Source organism: Mesorhizobium sp. WSM4906 (assembly GCF_029674625.1).
Taxonomy (GTDB): Bacteria; Pseudomonadota; Alphaproteobacteria; order Rhizobiales; family Rhizobiaceae; genus Mesorhizobium.
The window spans coordinates 6,178,682-6,196,623 of record NZ_CP121355.1 but is presented as its reverse complement, the minus strand read 5'-3'; the positions used below and the strand labels follow the sequence as shown (position 1 = coordinate 6,196,623).

18 protein-coding genes are annotated in these 17,942 nt (G+C 61.0%); 8 read left to right on the top strand and 10 right to left on the bottom strand.

Going from position 1 to position 17,942, the window contains the following annotated elements:
- Positions 1 to 3: 3 nt before the first annotated feature.
- A complete protein-coding gene (gene rfbC, locus QAZ22_RS30035; RefSeq protein ID WP_278207986.1) occupies positions 4 to 543 on the bottom strand; it encodes a dTDP-4-dehydrorhamnose 3,5-epimerase in 540 nt (179 codons plus the stop codon).
- 320 nt (positions 544 to 863) lie between these two features.
- Here rfbC and QAZ22_RS30030 point away from each other — a divergent pair, with 320 nt between their 5' ends.
- The 4 genes from QAZ22_RS30030 to QAZ22_RS30015 all read left to right on the top strand — a co-directional run bounded on the left by QAZ22_RS30030 (position 864) and on the right by QAZ22_RS30015 (position 4,118).
- On the top strand, positions 864 to 2,159 hold the full coding sequence (locus QAZ22_RS30030; protein WP_278204530.1) for a class I SAM-dependent methyltransferase: 1,296 nt from the start codon (positions 864 to 866) through the stop codon (positions 2,157 to 2,159).
- Entirely contained in the window at positions 2,156 to 2,971 is an 816-nt protein-coding gene (locus tag QAZ22_RS30025) for a sugar phosphate nucleotidyltransferase (RefSeq protein ID WP_278204529.1), read from the top strand. Before QAZ22_RS30030 ends, QAZ22_RS30025 begins: the two co-directional genes overlap by 4 nt.
- On the top strand, positions 2,968 to 3,621 hold the full coding sequence (locus QAZ22_RS30020; RefSeq protein WP_278204528.1) for a PIG-L deacetylase family protein: 654 nt from the start codon (positions 2,968 to 2,970) through the stop codon (positions 3,619 to 3,621). The genes QAZ22_RS30025 and QAZ22_RS30020 overlap by 4 nt, the downstream gene beginning before the upstream one ends.
- 188 nt (positions 3,622 to 3,809) lie before the next feature.
- Complete coding sequence (locus tag QAZ22_RS30015; RefSeq protein ID WP_278204527.1) at positions 3,810 to 4,118, top strand: hypothetical protein; 309 nt, start codon at positions 3,810 to 3,812, stop codon at positions 4,116 to 4,118.
- A gap of 206 nt (positions 4,119 to 4,324) precedes the next feature.
- On the opposite strand, the gene QAZ22_RS30010 is transcribed toward QAZ22_RS30015, so the two are convergent.
- From QAZ22_RS30010 to QAZ22_RS29995, 4 genes are all read right to left on the bottom strand, one after another.
- The gene (locus QAZ22_RS30010) at positions 4,325 to 5,743 is read right to left on the bottom strand and encodes a glutamate-1-semialdehyde 2,1-aminomutase (RefSeq protein ID WP_278204526.1); all 1,419 of its coding nucleotides are present in this window, start codon (positions 5,741 to 5,743) and stop codon (positions 4,325 to 4,327) included.
- 528 nt (positions 5,744 to 6,271) lie between these two features.
- Positions 6,272 to 6,967 (bottom strand): response regulator transcription factor, encoded by a 696-nt coding sequence (locus QAZ22_RS30005; RefSeq protein ID WP_278207985.1) that lies wholly within the window; start codon positions 6,965 to 6,967, stop codon positions 6,272 to 6,274.
- Positions 6,968 to 7,459: 492 nt separating this feature from the next.
- Positions 7,460 to 8,164: a Crp/Fnr family transcriptional regulator gene (locus QAZ22_RS30000; RefSeq protein ID WP_278204525.1), complete on the bottom strand. Its 705-nt coding sequence runs from the start codon at positions 8,162 to 8,164 to the stop codon at positions 7,460 to 7,462.
- Positions 8,165 to 8,640: 476 nt separating this feature from the next.
- Complete coding sequence (locus QAZ22_RS29995; RefSeq protein ID WP_278204524.1) at positions 8,641 to 8,865, bottom strand: hypothetical protein; 225 nt, start codon at positions 8,863 to 8,865, stop codon at positions 8,641 to 8,643.
- Between the two features lie 528 nt (positions 8,866 to 9,393).
- Here QAZ22_RS29995 and QAZ22_RS29990 point away from each other — a divergent pair.
- The 3 genes from QAZ22_RS29990 (at position 9,394) to QAZ22_RS29980 (ending at position 12,898) form a co-directional block, all read left to right on the top strand.
- Positions 9,394 to 10,818, top strand: coding sequence for a hypothetical protein (locus QAZ22_RS29990; protein ID WP_278204523.1), 1,425 nt, complete (start codon positions 9,394 to 9,396; stop codon positions 10,816 to 10,818).
- A gap of 297 nt (positions 10,819 to 11,115) precedes the next feature.
- Positions 11,116 to 11,568 (top strand): DUF2231 domain-containing protein, encoded by a 453-nt coding sequence (locus QAZ22_RS29985; protein WP_278204521.1) that lies wholly within the window; start codon positions 11,116 to 11,118, stop codon positions 11,566 to 11,568.
- Positions 11,555 to 12,898, top strand: coding sequence for a sorbosone dehydrogenase family protein (locus QAZ22_RS29980; RefSeq protein WP_278204520.1), 1,344 nt, complete (start codon positions 11,555 to 11,557; stop codon positions 12,896 to 12,898). The genes QAZ22_RS29985 and QAZ22_RS29980 overlap by 14 nt, the downstream gene beginning before the upstream one ends.
- A 12-nt stretch (positions 12,899 to 12,910) precedes the next feature.
- On the opposite strand, the gene QAZ22_RS29975 is transcribed toward QAZ22_RS29980, so the two are convergent.
- Positions 12,911 to 13,516, bottom strand: a complete 606-nt coding sequence (locus QAZ22_RS29975; protein WP_278204519.1) for an alpha-ketoglutarate-dependent dioxygenase AlkB — start codon at positions 13,514 to 13,516, stop codon at positions 12,911 to 12,913.
- Between the two features lie 114 nt (positions 13,517 to 13,630).
- Here QAZ22_RS29975 and QAZ22_RS29970 point away from each other — a divergent pair, with 114 nt between their 5' ends.
- Positions 13,631 to 13,846: a KTSC domain-containing protein gene (locus QAZ22_RS29970; RefSeq protein ID WP_278204518.1), complete on the top strand. Its 216-nt coding sequence runs from the start codon at positions 13,631 to 13,633 to the stop codon at positions 13,844 to 13,846.
- Between the two features lie 86 nt (positions 13,847 to 13,932).
- On the opposite strand, the gene QAZ22_RS29965 is transcribed toward QAZ22_RS29970, so the two are convergent.
- The 4 genes from QAZ22_RS29965 to QAZ22_RS29950 form a co-directional block, all read right to left on the bottom strand.
- Positions 13,933 to 14,211: a hypothetical protein gene (locus QAZ22_RS29965; protein ID WP_278204516.1), complete on the bottom strand. Its 279-nt coding sequence runs from the start codon at positions 14,209 to 14,211 to the stop codon at positions 13,933 to 13,935.
- A 60-nt stretch (positions 14,212 to 14,271) separates the two neighbouring features.
- A complete protein-coding gene (locus tag QAZ22_RS29960) occupies positions 14,272 to 14,715 on the bottom strand; it encodes a PPC domain-containing DNA-binding protein (RefSeq protein WP_278204515.1) in 444 nt (147 codons plus the stop codon).
- Between the two features lie 71 nt (positions 14,716 to 14,786).
- The gene (locus tag QAZ22_RS29955; protein WP_278204514.1) at positions 14,787 to 16,385 is read right to left on the bottom strand and encodes a DHA2 family efflux MFS transporter permease subunit; all 1,599 of its coding nucleotides are present in this window, start codon (positions 16,383 to 16,385) and stop codon (positions 14,787 to 14,789) included.
- Complete coding sequence (locus QAZ22_RS29950) at positions 16,382 to 17,596, bottom strand: HlyD family secretion protein (protein WP_278204513.1); 1,215 nt, start codon at positions 17,594 to 17,596, stop codon at positions 16,382 to 16,384. The genes QAZ22_RS29955 and QAZ22_RS29950 overlap by 4 nt, the downstream gene beginning before the upstream one ends.
- Between the last annotated feature and the right edge of the window lie 346 nt (positions 17,597 to 17,942).

The window sequence follows — 17,942 nt, the reverse complement described above, 5'->3', positions numbered from 1 at the left end:
GCTCTAGGAAACCAGGTTCTTCAGCAGCGGCCAGTTCAGGTCCCTTTCCGACATGGCGGTCGGCATCAAAGGCCAGTTTATCGAGAAGGCAGGGTCGTTGTAGCGCAGGCCCGTCGATGCATGCGGCGTGTAGAACTGCGAGATCAGATAGGACACCTCGGCATCGTTCGTGAGCGTCTGGAGCCCATGGGCGAATCCGGCAGGGATGTAGACCTGCCTCATGTTCTCGGGAGTGAGCTCGAAGGCCAGCCAATTGTGGCGTGTCGGCGAGTTCAGGCGCAAGTCCACCACGACGTCGAAGATCGCGCCGCGGACGCAGGAGACAAGCTTCACTTCCGAATATGGCTCCTGCTGATAATGCAAGCCGCGCAGCGTGCCTCTTTTGACCGAATGCGACCGGCTGTGCTGGACAAAGCGCGTTGCCAGCCCGCAATCGGCCATCTCCTTTTCGCAGAACAGGCGCGTGAAGGAACCGCGGTCGTCGACTATGGGCGTCGGCTCGATCAGCCAGACACCGCTCAGCTTCGTCTCAGTAAATCGCATGTCGACCTTGGCCTCGAGGTGGCAAGACAGCCGGTCGGATTGTCGATAGGGCATGCCTGGGCTGGAAGAGCTACCAAAGCCTTATCGGAGCCTCCGATCGCGGTACGCCCGGCCGATCGCACTACCCCTTCGGTGGGCTGGGCGGGGTGATGCCCCCCGCGGTTTCTCCATAAGGCTTAAGGCACCCAACGGATTGGCAAATCGAACCCGCGGGCACTCGAATCTAAGTTGCTTTCATCCACCTGGGGAGACGCGGCAGGCACAGGTTCATCGTCAGGCCACCGCGTTTCCTTCTTCAATTCAATCGGGCAGGAGCAGGAATGAACATTCAGGCGATCGAAGTCGTCCGCGATCACGACATGGGGCGCCGGCCAGTCGGCTGCCGGCTCTGCGGATCGCGTCTGCGCCACACGCTGGTGGACCTTGGCATGTCCCCGCCCTGCGAGAGTTTCCTGCGGGCCGACCAACTCGACCATATGGAACTCTATTATCCGCTCAACGTCCTGGTTTGCGACACCTGCTATTTGGTGCAGCTCAAGGAGTATATCAGCGCCGAGACCATCTTCAGCGAATACGCCTACTTCTCCTCCTTCTCGACGAGCTGGGTAGCCCACGCCAAAGCTTATTGTGAGTCTGTCACGAAGCGACTTGGCCTTGGCGCCGACAGCTTCGTGGTGGAACTCGCGAGCAACGACGGTTACCTGCTGCAGCACTTCTTGCCGCTCGGTGTTCCAGTGCTTGGCGTCGAGCCGGCGGCCAACGTCGCCCAGGCCGCGGTCGACAAGGGCGTGCCCACGCGCGTCGACTTCTTCGGAGTGCGGCTGGCGCTTCAGATGGTGAGCGAAGGACTTCGCGCCGATCTCATCGTCGGCAACAACGTCCTGGCGCAGGTGCCGGACCTCAACGACTTCGTCGCCGGGATGAAGATCCTGCTCAAGCCGGAAGGCGTGGTCACCCTCGAATTCCCGCATATCGAACGGCTGATGGCCGAAAATCAGTTCGACACCATCTACCACGAGCATTTTTCATATTTCTCGTTGCTGACCATCGAGTTGATGGCGAGCCGTCACGGCTTGCGCGTGATCGACGTCGAGGAACTGCCGACGCATGGCGGCTCACTGCGTGTCTATCTCGCCAACGAGGACAGCAGCTGGAGTGTCAACGACCGCGTCGCCAAACTTCTCGATCGCGAAAAGCGGCACGGGCTCACGGAAATGGCGACCTACGCCTCCTTCGGTGAAAAGGCCCAGCGCGCGAAACGCGATCTCCTGGCGTTCCTGATCTCGGCCAAAAGCGAAGGCAAGAGGATTTGCGGCTATGGCGCGCCCGGCAAGGGCAACACGCTGCTCAACTATTGCGCCATCGGCACCGACTTCCTCGACTTCACGGTCGACCGAAATCCCTACAAGCACGGCCGCTTCACACCGGGAATGCACATCCCGATCAAGCCGATCGAGGCGGTCGACCATGCGAAGCCGGACTACATCCTGATCCTGCCGTGGAACTTGAAGGACGAGATCATCAAGCAGATGCACCACGTCGCCGCTTGGGGCGCGAAGTTCGTGGTGCCGATTCCTTTCGTGGCAGTGATCGATCCATCGGAGTTATCGAGATGAAAGTCGTCCTTTTCTGTGGCGGCCGCGGCACGCGGATCCGCGACTATTCCGACAGCATACCGAAGCCGATGATACCGCTCGGCCATCAGCCGATCCTGCGCCACGTCATGCAATGGTACAGCGACTACGGGCATGACGAGTTCGTCTTATGCCTGGGCTACAAGGCCAACGTCATCAAGGATTTCTTCCTGAACACCCGGCCACAGACCTTCTCCGATTGCATCGTCACGCATGGCGGCCAGGACGTGAAGCTGCTTGGCGACGCGGTCAAGGACTGGAGCATCACCCTGCTCGACACCGGCATCTGGCGCAACATCGGGGAGCGCCTGTGGGCGGCGCAGGACCACGTCAAGAACGAGAAGATGTTCCTGGCCAACTATTCCGACGGTCTGACCAATGTCGACCTCGACGACATGATCGCGAAGTTCGAGGCCAGCGGCAAGATCGGCTGCTTTCTCGCAGTGCGGGCGCCGCTGACTTATCATCTGGCCGACATCGCCGAGGACGGCCGGGTGCGCGAGTTCCGCACGACCGAGACTTCGGAGATATGGATCAACGGCGGGTACTTCGTGTTCCGGCCGGAAATCTTCGACTACATGCGAGACGGCGAGGAGCTCGTTATCGAACCTTTCAGGCGGCTGATCGACGACAACATGCTGATGGCATACAAGCATGAAGGCTTCTGGCGCTCGATGGATACACTGCGCGATTGGCAGTCGCTGGAAGACATGGTCGAGAAGGGCGACATGCCCTGGAACCGGAAGATCACCGCCGAGAAGATCAGACGCAGCATGGTGATGGCTGCATCATGAAGGGGCTTGGCCTCGCGCGTCGAGGGGAGGAAGTCTCGATCCTCTGCCTCGGCGCCCATTCCGACGACATCGAGATCGGAGCGGGAGGCACGATCCTCAGCCTGATCGCGTCGGGGGTCAAACTGAACGTCCATTGGTGCGTGTTGAGCGCCGGCGGGCAGCGATCGGCCGAGGCCAGGGCATCGGCGAAATCCTTCCTCGAAGGATCGAACGCGTCCACGGTCGACGTCGCCGATTTCGAAGACAGCTACTTTCCAGCCCATAGCCGATCGATAAAGCATTGGCTGATCGATATGCGGTCACGGATCAACCCCGACGTGGTGTTTACGCACGCCAGGTTCGACGCCCATCAGGATCATCGAGAGGTCAATCAATTGACCTGGAACGTTTTCCGCGATCATCTGGTGCTCGAATACGAGATCCCGAAGTGGGACGGCGACCTTGGCCAGCCCAACGCCTATGTGCCGCTTGCGGCCAAGGTTCTCGAGCGCAAGATCGAGCTTCTCCACGAGCACTTCGGGACGCAGCGCTCTAAGGACTGGTTCGACCGCGAGACCTTCGTCGGACTTGCCCGATTGCGCGGCATGGAGTGCCGGGCGCCCGAGCATTTCGCCGAGGCTTTCACGCTCCGAAAAGCCAATATTTTCTAGTGGGACGCCACCAAAAAACCAACAGTGGATGACGAGCGAAAGGGCCTTTGAACGTATCTGACGATCTGCTAACAAACTTACCCGTCGTCCGGCAGGACGACGTTCGCAACAAAAAGACCGAACACAGAAGAAGCGATCCACGCTAGGCATTTTTGTCGTGCGTGTGGAGTTCGAGGGGAAAAATCAAGGTGGGCCACGCCAGACTTGCTCCGGGGTTTTCGCTCAACGAGGCCCGAATAGGAACGGTTGAGGGCGGAGAGTCGGGTATTCTAGTATGGAAGTTCGACCAACTGGTCGCTATACTTACCCGGATCGACGAGGAGACCTATTCAACCAAGGGCAAATGGTTCCTTGAGACAGGTTTCGGGTTGCTCACGGGGCAACACAAGAATTTCGATACGATCGAGGAAGCCGTCAACTGGCTGGGCAAATACACCTTCCCTGGACCTGAGGTCACTGCAGATCAATCAGCGGATTCTGTACTTGCAGGACCGTGAGTTCAGGAAGGTCCTCTCCATCGTCTCACTTGACGAAAGCTTGCCGTCTGCGGTCGGGTGATTGTTGGTGCCCGGATCGAAGGGACCGAAGGCGCTTTCAGTTAGAGCAATTCCAGGAAAAGTGTGAGCGGTTTTCCGCCCGGAATTGCGTAAAAACAAAGAGTTAGAGCGGTTCGGCGTTTCCGTGAAACGATGAACCGATCTAGTCAAGCTGTCGCTGCGAGCCGGCTTTCCGATTGCCTTTCGATCGCGCCCGTCGCGATTTCGGAACTCTCCGCGATCACTTCGGCCCGCTCATCGCCGCTGTTGTAGCGGCGGAACACGACCCGCGAGGGACGCCCGACCAACAAATGGTCCGCTCCCGAATCCAGTGCCCGCGCATAGACCGCCAAGGCTCCGTCGACAGCCTCGATAGTCTTCATGACGGCGTCGTCGTCGTGCGTGTAGCTGACGACCAGGGACGGCATGAGCACCCCACGCCTGATCGTCTCCTGCAGGAACAGCGAGCGGTAGGTCTGCGACGGTTTGCCGTCGAGATCGAGTGTGGCAAATGCCAGGCAGCAAGGACGACCGGTGACCTTGAAGTGCTGATCCACTCCATGTTGTCTGGCGGCCTGTTCGATCCCTTCCCTCAGCTTTGTTCCCTGGGCATAAAGGTGCTCGATCACGGGCTCGTTCTGGTAGACCCGCATGGTTGCGATCGCCGCCGCGAGCGCATGAGTCTCCGCGCCATGCGTGGTCGACAGCAGAAACACCCTTGGACGGTCCGTTTGCTCCAGGCCGCCGAGACGCATATATTCGCGTTTCCCCGCCAGGGCGGAGACGGAAAACCCGTTGCCGAGTGCCTTGCCGAATGTCGACAGGTCTGGCTCGATTCCGTACAGTTTCTGTGCCCCGGCCGCATGCCACCTGAAGCCGGTGATCATCTCGTCGAGAATGAGCAGCGCGCCATTTTCCCTGCAGAGACGTTGCACCTCGTGCAAGAACCCGTTCGCAGGATCGTCGCCGCGGGACGGTTCGAGGATCAACGCTGCCAACTTGCCCGGATATCTCTCAAAGAGATCTTTGACGCTGGCGATATCGTTGTAGCGGAAGGTGACGGTCAGCTTCTGGACCGCCTCCGGAATTCCCGCATTCATCGGCGTGGTTCCAATGAACCAATCGTCCGTCGAAAAGAACGGGTGGTCGGCGCAGCAGGCAACGAGATCGCGGCCCGTGTAGGCGCGGGCAAGGCGGACGGCGCCCGAAGTGGCATCCGACCCATCCTTGCAGAATTTTACCATCTGCGCACCGATCAGCTCCAGGAACGTCTCGGCGCAGTCGACTTCGATCTTCGCGGGCCGCGTGAAATTGCAGCCGCCGACCAGAGCGGCTTCCACGGCGCTCAGCACGCTCGGGTAAGCGTGCCCAAGCCCGACGGCGCGATTGCCCATGCCGTATTCGATGTATTCGTGGCCGTCGACGTCCCAGACGCGGCAACCCAGACCGCGCTCGATGAAACCCGGAGCGAGGACAGGATATTGATCCTCCCCTTTTGCATAGGTGTGACATCCGCCGGGGATCAGTTGGCGGCCGCGTTGCTGCAGGTGGACGGATCTTGGAAAACGAAGACCTTGCTCAGACATGCGCGAAAACTCCATTCCGACACAGTATCTACATGTTCGGCCCGGGATTTCGCGTTCTCCATAAGATCATCGGTTAGCACTTATGGCGGATAGCTTCGTACTATCGGTGACAGGAAGCGGCGGAGCAGCATTTGGCGCACCGAGCGGACGCAGCGTCTAAAGCAATTCCAGGAAAGGTGTGAGCGGCTTTCTGTCCGGAATTGCGTCAAAACAAAGAGATAGAGCGGTTCGCCGTTTCCGTGAAACGGTGAAGCGTTCTAGCGCGCTGTTCCAACTTGACACCACCAGAGGCTCCAATTGTCGGGAGCTCGGACCAGGCCGGACAGTCTGTCTGGGGGCCTCCGCTGCCGCAAAGGCAACGGAGGCCCCGGTGCTTACTTCAGTCGAAGCAATAGATACGGCCCGCGACGGCGGGCCGTTCTAGAGCAATTCCAGGAAAAGTGTGAGCGGTTTTCCGTCCGGAATTGCGTCAAAACAAGAAGATAGAGCGGTTCGCCGTTTCCGTGAAACGGTGAACCGCTCTAGCGTTTAAGGTCGCTCCGCGGCAACTCCTTCCGCGAAGAGATCGTTGACCTTGTAGGCGACTTCCGTGCGGTTGGTCGCCTTCAGTTTCTTCATGATATTTCGAATATGCACCTTCACTGTGCTCTCGCGCAGGTTCAGTTCGTAGGCGATGATCTTGTTCGCCTTCCCGCGCCGGAGTGCCTGGGCGACCTCGGTCTGCCTCTGCGTGAACATTCTCGACAAAGGCTGCGTGTCGCGGCTGTCGGAGTCGATCAGATGACGCATGGAAAGAACGCTGCTTGCCGGGACAAAGATGCCGCCGGCTGCCGCCAGGTTGATCGCTTCGACACACACGTCGATACCGACCGAGGTCGGAATGTAGCCTCGCGCGCCACATTCGAGAGCTGCCAGTATCTGTGCGAGGTCTTCATTGTCGGCCAGGACGACCACGGGGATCGATTTGAACTCAGACGATATCCGCCTGATCTCGTCCGCCGTGGCATGATCGGTGATCTTCCGACCGCCAAGGTTGAAGAGTATGGCGACCAGGGGAGGTACCGAACTCTTCTTCATGCGCCATTCTTCGATTGAACCCATGGCCGCGACCGCCATCCCGAGTTCGTGGTCTACGAGGGCCGATGCAAGACATTCTCGGTCCAAGGCCCTTCCATCCAGTATGAGGAGGCATTCCTTTTGAGGAGCACTTTCAATTCCGCTGATCGGAATTCTTGGCTGATTTATCGAGGTGTAATTAACCAGTCCTGCTGTTGAACTCATACTACCCACCCTTTTTGCACACGAGCCGCCGCCGGCGGCCGACTACCCCTTGTTCTAGAATGTGGAAAAGTGACCCCGCCCGCCCTGTTTTGAGCTGGATCGCTTCATTCTGACATGGCAGTTCCACGCCTACCCCAGCGAAGAACGGCTAACGTTACTCTAGGACCGAATTATTAGGGGTCGCTAACCTAGGTTAATTTTTCGTAAATTTCCGATTTTAGGGAAGCTGCGCCGCTGGTTGCAGGCACGCAGCCATGCTGCCCGCCTGGAGGCGGGAGGCATCACGCCAGCATGGTTGGATCCGCAAATCTAGAGCAATACCAGGAAAAGTGTGAGGCGGTCGGGCTCGGCGACCTCGCCGTAGCCTTCCGTCCGAAATTGCGCCAAAACAAAGAGATAGAGCGGTTCGCCGTTTCCGTGAAACGGTGAAATGCTCTAGCCGAGGTACTCTTTCTCGAACCCGGCCAATTTGACGAGGTTCTTGCGGTTGAGAATCTCGACACGGCCGGTCTTGAACGAGACGAGATCGGCCCTGCGGAGCTCCCGCAGTGTCCGGTTCACGTGAACGGGGGTCATTCCGAGGATGTCCGCCAGCTCGTTCTGAGTGAGGGGACAATCATATCTCCCGTGAGCCGACAGGCCGACTTTGGAGAGCCGTTCCTCCAACTCGAGCAGGAAATGGGCGATCCGGCTCATTGCGTTGCGTCGCCCGACATTCACCAGATGTTCGGCAAGGATGGCGTTCATCCGCGCCAGCGAGTGGGCAATCTTGCTACCGAAGCTACCCTCGGACGAGATACTCTCGACCAGCGCTTTCCTTGGTATTGGATAAACGGTGACGTCGGTTATGGAGACCAGCGAAGCGAAGCGAGGCCCGTCCGCGGAACGGAAGCCGACTATGTCTCCCCAAAGAGGAGTGTCGATGATCTGCCGTTCTCCGTCCGGCAGTCCGCGGCAAAGCAGGGTCCAGCCCGACTTTACGATGAAGATCGTGTCGTCGTCGTCATCCTGGCGACACACGATCGAATGGGGTTTATAGGCTCTTGCGGCCACACCGAGAAAATCGTTGTTGCCCCACTCGACCTTCGACCACGTCCCCCCAAGCGGACGTGGTCCTATGAACTGCGACAGTGTCTGCATGGAGACCCGCCAGTTTCTCCAACTTTAACACAACCTACAATAGTTGCTTCTTGAAAGCCAGATGTGAGCGGCTTCACAGTGAGCCGACTTCAGTTGCTATGCCCGATGGAAAGGAACCCTTCTCCAACCGCCAATAACGTTGCGACCGACTTCGAAGTTCCGCATCGAGCTCCTGCGATGGGAAAAAATCGAAGACCGATGTCTGCGCCGGGCCCTGTCAGGCGAGGCGGCATTTGCCTGGCTTCCGCATTTTGCGGGCATGCCTTCCGCCGGTTGCCCAAGGTTGCAACTGGGTTTGCCCGGCAAGGCCCGAGAATGCGAGGCTGGCAGGAGAGACCTGGAGCATGTCTCCCGAAAGTGGGAATCGGTTTCGCGACAAGGACATGGTAAAATCAGAACCTAAAGCGCATGGAGCGAAATCCGAAAGATCGCGAAGCGCTTAGGGCGCCGCCGCGGCTTTCGATTGCATGGTGTTTTCACGCATTTCCCTTGGGGGCGGCCTTGCTCAGCCATTGCGGATCGACAGCCGTATCTTCGGGATGCCCCGCGGCTTCGAACGCATCGACCAGCGTTTTTGCCGCCCGGCCCGCGAGGTGGGACTCCGCGTATTTGGCTTGAACGGCCCGGGCCCGGTCGTAAACTTCCTTGAGCTGCTTGGCCTCTTTGGCTCCCAACGTCCCTCGCCTGATCCGCCTGGTCATACCGCTCCTCCTTCTCGCGCTGGTACGCCAACCAATCCACCGCCTGCGCCAGAATTACGAATGCGCGATCGCGACCGCCGTCGAATAGTCCAGCCACCCGGAGGCGGCGATCTATATCGGCATCGCGGCGCCTGCGCACGCGATGAAGCGGCCACCTTGGGCGGCAGCCTGTCATGACGGGCAAACCAACGCGCTCGGTTTCGTTGGCCGGCTCCTCGCGGCTTTTGGCAAGCAACATTCAGCACTGGTATCCAGACGTCCGATCCGAGCAGGAACGAGCTTACATCGTGCCGGGGTCTCCAGCACCTCCGCCGTGCTTAAGCTTTAATGCGTACCGCCGGGGCCGACCCTCTACCGGTTCGTTCGGAAGGCGTATCTGCCGGCACTCTACCGCTGTGGGATGTTCGGCTACGTCCTTTGGCCCGCTTGTCCGGGACACCCGTCTGCCGAAGTATGTGGGGCGAGACACAGCCTCTGGCTGCTTACGGGCATTCAGAGGGCGACCTGTACGAGAAAGGCCGTGCGACGATGCAGTTCTCGATTCCGGGACTGGCAGTGTGCGCCGCTGTCCTGATTGTCGCCTACTATTCCCGCGGCATGTTGATTATCGGCCTGATGGCGTCCCTGGCGTTCGGCTCGACGGCCGCCATGACCCTCACTTCGCTCGGCGGATCCACGCCTCTCATCTACACCTTGTTCGCGGCGCTGCTCGTCACAGCCGTGACTGCGAGGCGTTATGTCTGGTTCGAGCTTGGAAGTGTGTTCGGGAGCATCCGCTCGATCTGGATACTCATGAGCCTCATGACCTACGCGATCATTGGGGCGTGGCTGCTTCCAAGACTCTTCGCTGGACAGACCGTCGTCTTCGTGCAGTCGAAAACCCGCGGCGCGGTCGTCGAAGCCTCTCTGGCCCCGGTCTCGGCGAATACGTCACAGACGGGCTATTTCATTCTTGGCGGTCTCACAGCCATTGCGCTTTGCATGCTGTTTTTGCACTCCGACAGGATCGATCAGCTGCGCCGTGGATTTTTCCTGTGGTGCGGTCTCCATGCGGGCATGGGACTGATCGATTTCTTCGGCAAATGCGCAGGTGCAGGTGACCTGCTGGCTCCGATCAGGACCGCGAGCTATGCTCTACTGACAGATGCGGTCGAGGCAGGATTCTCGCGAATCGCGGGGGCGTTCTCCGAGGCCTCTTCCTTCGCCGCCGCTTCCCTCGCCTGTCTGGCGTTCTGCTACACATACTGGAGAAAAACCAAATCGCGTCTTGCCCAGTGGCTGGCAGCCATCTTGCTATTTCTGACTATCCTGTCGACGTCGTCGACCGCCTATATCGGCCTGACGATCCTCTGCGTGCCCGTAGCCTTCTCGATGTCGGCCTCGGTTCTGCGCGGCCGCTTCGAACGCGAGGAGATCCTCATATTCGCCATCATGGCTTTCGGCGTTGTCACCGTCTTGGGCGTCAGTCTCTATGACGCCGGCGCCTTGGATCCCTTCATCAGGCTGATCAACTCGACCATCATCAACAAGGCCAATTCCTCCTCCGGTGAGGAGCGCACCTATTGGAACGTCAAGAGCCTGCAGTCCTTTCTGGACACCAGCGGTCTCGGGGTCGGTTTCGGCAGCTCGAGGGCTTCGAGCTGGCCGATCGCGGTCCTGTCCCAGCTTGGCTTGTTCGGATCACTGATGGTGGCGATCCTGGTCGCCGTCCTTGTCAGCGGGGTTGGCCGGGCGCGGGAGCGCCTGGACCCGGAAACCGACGCCGTCGTGTTGAGCGTCAGGAATGCTGCCCTCGCCAGCATCGTTGCCAACTCGGTGTCGGGCGGCAGCGCTGATCCGGGCATGCTCTTCTTCATAGCGTTCGCCGCCGTTTCCGCCACGAAGGCCCGCGCGCGGCGCACCGTCACGATATTGCGGCAAACCCAGCATCGGTTGCTTACGCAAGCGATTTGAACCGTGCCGCGCGAAGCTCGGGCGAAATGCCGTTGCAGCACGTTGAGGCAGCCTGTCGGCCTGCCTTACGAGCGTCGATCCTGAAAACGGTTCCAGGCATGCATGCGGTTGGCAACCTGCACCGCGATCGGATGGTACGGGGACCGGTTTCAGGATCGTGACCGGCCCGCGCGTAGCGGCCGATCTCCTGGCCGAGCGACATGGAAAGCGGACTCGTTCACCTTCTGGTGACCGCGGCAATTCCTAGCGGAACATTAGCCTGTTTGCCTTGTTGAGTTTACGGAAAGGAGCTTCCGCATGGAGAATCCGAGATCAACGGCAAGCATAGCCGGCCACCCTATCCACCCCATGCTGGTCACGATCCCGATAGCCTGCTTTGTCGGCACTCTGCTGACGGACATAGTCTACTGGCGAACCGCCGAAATGACATGGGCCAACTTCTCGTCCTGGCTCGTTACGGTCGGCGTCATCGTCGGGATTCTGGCAGCTGTTGTTGGGCTCGTGGACTTTACTTGGGGACGGCAGATACGCGAACAGCCGACCGCTTGGCTGCACATGGCCGGCAATTTCGTGGCGCTCGTCCTGGCCTTCTTCAACATGCTCATCCATACGCGCGATGCATGGACGTCCGTTGTGCCGACGGGGCTGATCCTGTCGGCGCTGGTCGTAATCATCCTGCTGTTCACCGGCTGGCTCGGCTGGGCGCTGGTCTATCGCCATCACGTGGGAGTAGCCGATGAGACGACTTGATGGATCCATCACGCGGACAACGGCAGCTCTGTCGTGCGCATCCGCCTTGGTTATTGCGGGCTGCAGCAATGACAATACCGATCCCAACGAGCAGATCGGCGCGAACCCGAGGCTCCCTGAAATAAACCAGTATTTCTTCCCGCCGATGCATCTGGCCTCGGTGGTCGGCTGGAAGAACGACGAGAAACCGACGGTCGCGCAGGGCTTGCAGATCCAGGCGCTGGCGAAGGGCCTGCAGCATCCGCGCTCGCTCTACGTGCTGCCCAATGGCGATATTCTGGTCGTGGAGTCCACGGCGCCGACCGAGGGATCGGTCAAACGGCCGAAGGACATCGTGATGGACTGGGTCGAGTCCTGGGTCACCTCCGGCGGAGACACCGGGCCAAGCAACCGCATTACGCTGCTGCGCGACACCAACGGCGACGGCAAGCCGGAATATCAGGGCGTCTTCCTCGACCATCTCAACTCGCCCTTCGGCGTCGCGCTAGTCGGCAACGACCTTTACGTTGCCAATACGGATGCGATCATGCGCTATCCATACCAGCCGGGTGACACCACGATCACTGCGCCGGGCAAGGTGCTCACGGACCTGCCGGGCGGTCCGATCGATCACCACTGGACGAAAAGCCTCGTCGCGAGCCCGGACGGATCCCTGCTTTATGTCGGCGTCGGCTCGAACAGCAACATCACCGAAAACGGCATCCAGGCCGAAAAGGACCGTGCGACGATCTGGGAGGTCGATCGTGCAACAGGACGCTCGCGCATCTTCGCCAGCGGGCTGCGCAATCCGAACGGCCTGACGTTCGAGCCGGAAAGCAAAGCCCTTTGGACGGTGGTCAACGAACGCGACGAGCTCGGACCAAATCTCGTGCCGGACTACATGACGTCGGTGAAAGACGGCGCCTTTTATGGCTGGCCCTACAGTTACTACGGCCAGCATGTCGATCCGCGCGTCATGCCGCAGCGCCCGGACATGGTGGCAAAGGCGATCCCGCCGGACTATGCGCTGAGCTCGCATGTCGCGCCGCTGGGGCTGGCCTTCTACACCGCCAACAGCCTGCCGCAGAGCTATCGCGGTGGCGCCTTCGTCGGCGAACATGGCAGTTGGGACCGCCAGCGCTTCAACGGCTACAAGGTCGTGTTCGTGCCGTTCCGCGGCGGGCACCCGAACGGAATGGCGCAGGACGTGGTGACCGGCTTCCTCAACGACAGGGGCGAGGCGAGAGGCAGGCCGGTCGGCGTCGCCGTCGACAGATCTGGCGCGCTGCTCATAGCCGACGACGTCGGCAACACGGTGTGGCGAGTGACGTCGGCGTCGCCGGGAGCGTGAGCCGACGCCCGCTCAAAGCTTGGGCCGCAACGTCCGAAATGTGACCGAGTAGCGGTGCTGGGCGAGCGGCGGAATACTGTGCTCCCATTCGTTGCGCGCCGGACCGGCCATGAGATAGACGGATCTTGGCTCGACCTCGATCGTCTCCCGGTCCCAAGTCGCGCCGTTCCTGCGGCGTAGCCGGAAGCTGCAGGACGCCAGCAGGGAGACGCCGGCGACGAGCTCGAAATGTGGCTTGTCGCGATGCCAGCCGATGCCAGCGCCGGGCCGGTATTCGTTGATCAGCACCTGCGAGAACTCGGACGCGGGTCGGCCAGCGAAAGCGGCGACCCTGTCGCGGAGCGGCAGCAGGAAATCTGGAATAGCCGGTGCTTCCACGACTTCGCGGCGATCGTAGTCGTAACGCAGCCCGAAGCCGACGACCTGCCTGTTGGCAAGATGGCCATGAAAGTCGAAGGGCTTGAAGGCCAGGGAGCCGATATGGCGGACCAGATCGCTTTCTTCGCCGCGCGTGATCAGCTCCGGTCGGTAGTGGAATCCCTCCGGCAAGCTGTCTGGGGCGCCGAAAAGATCGCCCTGGCGGAGCTGAGTCGCGGTCCTCGATTTCGCTGATGGCATAGCCTTCAGATAGGCAATTCCGCCGCCCTCACAAGGCTTTGTGCCGCCGACGCCCAATACGGCGGAACCTCATGGCAACCAAGGAATTACGCATGGCAAAACAGGATGTCCGTCATGCCTTCCACCGCCATCCGGAACACCCATTACGATCCGGCAACGAAGATCCTTTCGGTATGGTTCGTGCCGAGCGGCGACCGCTATGACTATGAGGAAGTCGAGCCTGAGACCTACGCCGCGTTCACGGCCGCTCGCTCCAAGGGGCGGTTCTTCAACGAATTCGTACGCGACCGGTACAGCTTCCGTCTGGTGGAGCACGGATCAAGGCATTGAACGGGCGGCCGCGGGACGGGTGCCCTTCGCAACCCGCGCCGGTCGGATGTTTTTCAACCTTCATCGGCCAGGCAGGCGCGTGATCCCTAGATCTCATCGAACCGGCCTCCCTCCTTGGAGGGATCCCGCGACAAAACCTCTTCCTCCTCGTCGTCGGGCAAGGCCTCGTCGCTGTTCTGGCTGGGATTGTCATCGTCCTCCTCGGAGGGAGTGTCTTCTGTCTCCCTGGCGTCGGGAATGCCTTCTTCCACGACCACGCTGTCCGGAAGCACCTTGTCGCCCTCAAGGGAATCCCAGTCCTGCTGCTCGATGGCCGAAGCCTCGGCCTCGTCTTGCTGTTTTCGCTGCTTGTTACGGGGGTCCATCTCTTTCTCCAATGCTGCGGATTTCACTTTCGGCCTGGAAGTGAGCGGTTTTGTCTGCTGTCAGGCCTCGAGGTCGATCAACGCGATCCCCAGATCGCTGCGCTTCCTGCGGCGCAGATGCGCAGGCGACTCCAGCACGGTAACTTCCAATGTCGGCTGGACAGTGCCTTCCAGCAGATGTCCGCCGCGTGTCCTTCCGTCGCGCAGACCAAGCACCGCGTGAATGTGGAGGCTTTGCTTGCCATCGTCGCCGACGGCCACGTCGCCGATGGCGCTCAGCACTTCGCACTGCTCATCGACAGGGATCTTGCGGTAGGATTTCGACCCGGTGTCGAACCAGCCGACCGTCGCCTTCTCGAACGCGCCGATCGCCGTCAGCGAAGCACCGGTGATCCCTTTCTGCTCCGCAAAAGTCGTCAGCGCGGCGATCGCTTCCTCGCCCGGGTCCAACACGACCACGAAGGTTCTCTGTCCGGAAGTTTCTGCGATCAGCTTCGATTTCATATCGCTTCGCAACGGCCATTGCCTTTGGGTGCAAACTCGCAACCCGCAACGCATGTTCCGTCGGAAGCGTGCTATTTCCCCGGACGGGACGGCTTGGGCGACCGCAAAAGAAGCGCCAGCGGCACCAGCAACGCGGTGGCGATCGCTGAGTAGCGGAAGACGTCGACATAGGCGAGCAGCGTCGCCTGGCGGCCGATGAGCTGGCCGACCCAGCCGACCGCCTGCGCCTTCGCCTCGACGGCGGGGGAGCCTTGGGCGGTGAAATACTCGCTGATCTGCCGCAATGTCTGCTGGTAGGTGGACGATGATTGCACGGTGTCAGCTGTCAGATTCGATTGATGCAGCTGCGCTTGCTGCGCAATCACGGTGTTGGTCAGCGAGACGCCGATGCTGCCGCCGAGGTTGCGGGCAACATTGATCAGCGCCGAAGCCTGGTTGGTCTTCCTCGGCGGCAGCCCGAGATAGGCCGCGGTCGAGATCGGGATGAACAGGAAGGGCAGGCCGACCATCAGGAAGACGCGGGCAAAGGCAAAGAAGCTGAACGTCGCATCCGGGGCCAGCGAGGTCAGATGCCAGAGCGCTATGGCCACCGCCGACATGCCCAACATGATCAGGTATTTCGGCTGCACGAAACCGGAGGCGAAGCCCGAGACCGGCATCAGCATCAGCATGGCGATGCCGCCCGGCATCATCGAAAGCCCCGACAGCGTCGCTGTGTAGTCGAACGCTGTCTGCTGCAGCTGCGGCAGGAGCTGCGTCGTGCTGTACAGCGCCGCGCCTACCGCCATCATGACGAGGAAGGCCGTGCCGAACTGACGCATGAACAGCAGCCGCATGTCGACGATCGGATCGCGGTGTGCCAGCTCCCACGGAATCAGGATGAGCAACGAGACGGCGGAGATCACGGCGAAGGTGGTGATGAAACTCGATGAAAACCAATCGTTGCGCTGGCCCTCGTCGAGGAACACCTCCAGGCATCCGAGCGCCAGCGTCACCAGGATGAAGCCGACCCAATCCACCTTGAGACCGTCTTTCAGCCTCTCCCGGCGCTCGCGTTTCAGCACGTCCGGCTCGACCACCAGCCATTGCACGAGCGCCAGCGAAAGAATGCCGAAGGGCACATTGATGAAGAAGATCCAATGCCAGGAGAAATGGTCCGTCAGCCACCCTCCGATCGTCGGGCCTACCGTCGGCGCCACGATGACCGCGATGCCGTAGAGCGCGAAGGCCTGCGAGCGCTTTTCAGGCGGGAAAGTATCGGCGAGGATCGATTGCTCGCTCGGCGCCATGCCGCCGCCGCCAAGACCCTGGAGGATGCGGAACAGGATCAGCATGTCGAGATTGGGCGCCAGGCCGCAGAGCAACGACGCGCCGGTGAAGGTGGCGACGCAGAGCATGTAATAACGCTTGCGGCCGACGACGTCGGCGAGCCAGCCGCTGATTGGAACGATGACCGAACTGGCGACGAGATAGGTGGTGATGACCCAGGTGCTCTCGTCCAGGCCGGCCGCCAGGCTGCCGGCAATGTTGCGCAGCGCGACATTGGCGATCGCGGTGTCGAGCACCATCATGAAGGTGGCGATGGAGACGACGATCGCGATAAGCCAGGGGTTGCGCCCGCCGGCGGCGGAGCGGCTTTCGCCGCCATGGGCTAATGCCGCATCAGTCATCGTACCTTGACCGTCGGCACCACCGACATACCCGGACCGAGATAGACGTCCGGCGGCTGGTCGAAGACGATCTTCACCGGCACGCGCTGGACGACCTTGACGAAATTGCCGGTGGCGTTCTCGGCGGGCAGAAGGCTGAAGGCAGTGCCGCTGCCGGCCTGCACACTGTCGACACGGCCGTGGAAGGTCTTTTCCGGATAGGCGTCGATGGCAATGTCGACCGGCTGGCCCGGCCGCATCAGGTCGAGCTGCGTCTCCTTGAAATTCGCCTTCACCCAGACGTCCTTCGGAACGAACATCATCAGCACTTGCCCGGGCTGAGCATAGGTGCCTTTCGCAACGGTGATGTTGGTTGCCCGGCCGGCGACCGGGGCCACGATGGTGGTGCGTGTGAGCGTGGTCCTGGCCTGGTCTTCGCTCGCTCTTGCCTGCCGCAGTTTGGCGTCAGCGCTCTTGCCCTGTGCCTGCAGCACCGCGAGCTGGCTTTTCGCGGCCTCCGCATTCGCCGTCGCCGTGTCGAGGGCCGCCTGGTCCTGGCGGAGCGTTGACGCGGCCTGCTGTGCCTGCTGCTCGGTGGCGGTGCCCCGGGCCAGCAGCTCGCGGTCGCGCCGGTCTTCCGACTTGGCGAATTCCAGCGCTGCCTGCGCCTGGGCGACCTGCTTTTGCGCGGCATCGATCTTGGCGTTCTGCGCCTCGGTCTGGGCCGCGACATTGGTGATCTCGGCCTGCGCCGCCGCCACGCTGGCCTCAGCCTGCTTGAGCGAGGCCTGGTAGTCGCTGTCGTCGATGCGAAGCAGGACCGCACCCGCTTCGACGGGTTGATTGTCGGTGACGGCCACCTCCGTGATGCGGCCGGCGATTTCGGCGCCGACGGTCACCGTGCGCGCATCGATGAAGGCATCGTCCGTCCATTCGTAGTTGCGCGCGTTCAGCCACCAGGCCACCGCGCCTGCCGCAACCAGCAGCACGACGAGCAGGACGGTGCCCGCGGTGAAGGGATGTCGTCTGATGGACCCGGACAGGCTGCGCTTGTCCTGCGGCGCGCCGCCATCTTCTGGGGACGCATCGGTCTTATCCGGCGAGGCATCGGGCGCTGCTCTTCTTCGCGTATCGGCGCGCTGCGGGCTTTTGTCTCGTTTTTCGGCGCGACGCGTCGGCCGCCGCGTCTCGTCCACGGGTTCGGCAACTGGAGAATTCGTATCCACCGGCATGCCTTTCGATCGAAGTGTTTTGTCTTGTGCAATTCCGGGCAGTCAACCGCTGCGCACTTGCTGGAATTGCTCGCATGGGAACTTGCGCGGGGCGGCCGCGCATCACCAGCCCAAGCCGAGGTCAACCTTCCGCATTCGGAAAAGTTCCTTTGCCGCGACAACCGGCCCGACGCCAATCCCCATGCAACGGCCCGTCGTCGGGTCCTTGGAAGCCGTCCGGGAGTCACTCTTTCGTGACCCGTTTTTGAGCCGACAAATCCGGAACAATGCCGCGGCTGAGAGGTTAGCGCTGATACCCAGCCAGCCTACCCAGCCAACCAGGGGAGCGAGCCATGCCCCAAAATCC

Excerpts from the sequence above, each read along its gene's own strand:
- rfbC (WP_278207986.1), bottom strand. The coding sequence starts at position 543 with ATGCGATTTACTGAGACGAAGCTGAGCGGTGTCTGGCTGATCGAGCCG.
- QAZ22_RS30030 (WP_278204530.1), top strand. The coding sequence starts at position 864 with ATGAACATTCAGGCGATCGAAGTCGTCCGCGATCACGACATGGGGCGC.
- QAZ22_RS30025 (WP_278204529.1), top strand. The coding sequence starts at position 2,156 with ATGAAAGTCGTCCTTTTCTGTGGCGGCCGCGGCACGCGGATCCGCGAC.
- QAZ22_RS30020 (WP_278204528.1), top strand. The coding sequence starts at position 2,968 with ATGAAGGGGCTTGGCCTCGCGCGTCGAGGGGAGGAAGTCTCGATCCTC.
- QAZ22_RS30010 (WP_278204526.1), bottom strand. The coding sequence starts at position 5,743 with ATGTCTGAGCAAGGTCTTCGTTTTCCAAGATCCGTCCACCTGCAGCAA.
- QAZ22_RS30000 (WP_278204525.1), bottom strand. The coding sequence starts at position 8,164 with ATGCAGACACTGTCGCAGTTCATAGGACCACGTCCGCTTGGGGGGACG.
- QAZ22_RS29995 (WP_278204524.1), bottom strand. The coding sequence starts at position 8,865 with ATGACCAGGCGGATCAGGCGAGGGACGTTGGGAGCCAAAGAGGCCAAG.
- QAZ22_RS29990 (WP_278204523.1), top strand. The coding sequence starts at position 9,394 with ATGCAGTTCTCGATTCCGGGACTGGCAGTGTGCGCCGCTGTCCTGATT.
- QAZ22_RS29985 (WP_278204521.1), top strand. The coding sequence starts at position 11,116 with ATGGAGAATCCGAGATCAACGGCAAGCATAGCCGGCCACCCTATCCAC.
- QAZ22_RS29980 (WP_278204520.1), top strand. The coding sequence starts at position 11,555 with ATGAGACGACTTGATGGATCCATCACGCGGACAACGGCAGCTCTGTCG.
- QAZ22_RS29975 (WP_278204519.1), bottom strand. The coding sequence starts at position 13,516 with ATGCCATCAGCGAAATCGAGGACCGCGACTCAGCTCCGCCAGGGCGAT.
- QAZ22_RS29970 (WP_278204518.1), top strand. The coding sequence starts at position 13,631 with ATGCCTTCCACCGCCATCCGGAACACCCATTACGATCCGGCAACGAAG.
- QAZ22_RS29965 (WP_278204516.1), bottom strand. The coding sequence starts at position 14,211 with ATGGACCCCCGTAACAAGCAGCGAAAACAGCAAGACGAGGCCGAGGCT.
- QAZ22_RS29960 (WP_278204515.1), bottom strand. The coding sequence starts at position 14,715 with ATGAAATCGAAGCTGATCGCAGAAACTTCCGGACAGAGAACCTTCGTG.
- QAZ22_RS29955 (WP_278204514.1), bottom strand. The coding sequence starts at position 16,385 with ATGACTGATGCGGCATTAGCCCATGGCGGCGAAAGCCGCTCCGCCGCC.
- QAZ22_RS29950 (WP_278204513.1), bottom strand. The coding sequence starts at position 17,596 with ATGCCGGTGGATACGAATTCTCCAGTTGCCGAACCCGTGGACGAGACG.